This window comes from Rheinheimera soli, from assembly GCF_031457405.1.
Lineage (GTDB): Bacteria > Pseudomonadota > Gammaproteobacteria > Enterobacterales > Alteromonadaceae > Pararheinheimera > Pararheinheimera soli_A.
In genome coordinates this window covers 1-1835 of record NZ_JAVDWR010000052.1, presented here as the reverse complement: position 1 = coordinate 1835, position 1835 = coordinate 1, and the positions used below count along the sequence as shown (strand labels likewise).

Here is a 1835-nt window from a genome sequence, read left to right as displayed (position 1 = left end):
GTTGTCGTTTGCCCAGCAGAGGTTGTGGTTTGTGGACCAGTTGCAAGGGGGGTCCACGGAATATAACATGCCAGTGGCTTTCGAAATTCGTGGAGAGTTTTCTGAAGACATCCTACAGGCAGTATTGCAGGAAATTGTGAACCGCCATGAGATTCTGCGTACTGTCTACAGGGACACGGAAATCGGAGCCATCCAGTATATTCGTGATGATGTTTCTCTGACAATTCAGCGGCATGATTTGTGTCACTTTGCAGGTGAGATGCAGCAGCAGGCCCTGCGCACGCTGATGGAAGCCGACATTCAGACTCCGTTTGATCTGAGTCAGGATGTGATGATCAGGGTCGCTTTTGTGCACCTGAGCCGGGATGTTGCCGCCCCACAAGGCGTGTTGATGTTTAACATGCACCATATCGCCTCGGATGGCTGGTCGCTGGAAGTACTGGTGCGGGAATTTTTTATCCTGTATCAGGCGTTTAGCGAAGACAAAGCCAGCCCTCTTGCCGCCCTTAACATCCAGTATGCCGACTATGCTCATTGGCAGCGAAACTGGTTGCAGGGTGAAGTTCTGGAGAAGCTGTTGAGCTACTGGGAGAATCAGTTGGCGGATGCCCCTCCGGTGCATGGTCTGCCACTGGATTATCCCCGACCAGCGATTCGACAGCACCAGGGGGCGGTGGTGTCTGGCCAGTTATCGTCTGATATCGCAATCGGACTGCAGCGTCTGGCTCAGCGGACTCAACTGACCCCCTTTATGCTGCTCCACAGTGCCCTTTCACTGGTGTTATCCCGTCACAGTAACAGTGAAGATATCCTTATCGGCACGCCTGTGGCCAACCGACAGCAGACCGAGCTGGACTCCCTGATAGGCTTTTTTGTCAACACCTTGGTGTTGCGTGTTAATACTGGGCAAGAGCGCCTTGAAGACTATTTGGCGCATGTCCGTCAGGTGCATCTGGATGCCCAGGCAGGTCAGGATGTGCCTTTTGAGCAATTGGTGGAGCGCTTAAATGTGCCCCGTAACAGTGCCCTTACACCGTTGTTTCAGATTATGCTGACTACCCACACAGGGTTTGGTCAGGCAGAGGGTGTGAGCCTGACGCTGCCAGGAGTGACCCTGACACCGGTTAAAGCGCCGGTCTTGGTGAGCAAGTTTGATTTGAATGTGGATATTAGCCTCAATGACGAGGGTGTGTCGTTGAACTGGTTGTATGATACAGCGCTGTTTAGTGAGGCGCATATTGCTCAGCTTAATGATCATGTAAGTCGTGTGCTTACAGCGATGTCTCAATATGATGCGAAGAGCCTGCCGGCTATCGTAGATATCCCGATGCTCTCTGAGCAGGAAGAAGGTTATCTGCTGGAGATTCTCAATGCCACGGCGATGGAGCACCCGACGGATGTGTGTATTCACAGTTTGTTTGAGCAGCAGGTTGAAGCCACACCGGATGCGACAGCGCTGGTGTTTGAAGAGACCTCACTGACTTATTGTGAATTAAATACCAGAGCCAACCAACTGGCCCGCTACCTCAGAGCGGAGTATCAGGTGGGACCGGATAGTTTGGTGGGACTGTGTGTAGAGCGTTCAGTGGACATGGTGGTGGGCCTGTTAGGTATTCTTAAGGCTGGTGGAGCTTATGTGCCGCTGGATCCGGAATACCCGGCTTCCCGTCTTGAGTACATGCGTGAGGATGCAGGGCTTCAAGTCATTCTGAGTCAGCGGGTTGTGGCAGATAAAATAGCGATGGGTGACAGTGCGGTTGTGTTACTGGATGATGGCGTATTCGATGAGTACGGTACGACCAATCTGTCTATAGAAGAAACCGGGGTAACAGCTC

Annotated in this window: 1 protein-coding gene; it reads left to right on the top strand. The window is 52.3% G+C overall.

The genetic code is table 11. The features are described from left to right. Positions 1–31 precede the first annotated feature (31 nt). Positions 32–1835: condensation domain-containing protein (locus J2W69_RS20560; RefSeq protein ID WP_310282096.1), on the top strand; the 1804-nt coding region annotated here is incomplete at its 3' end.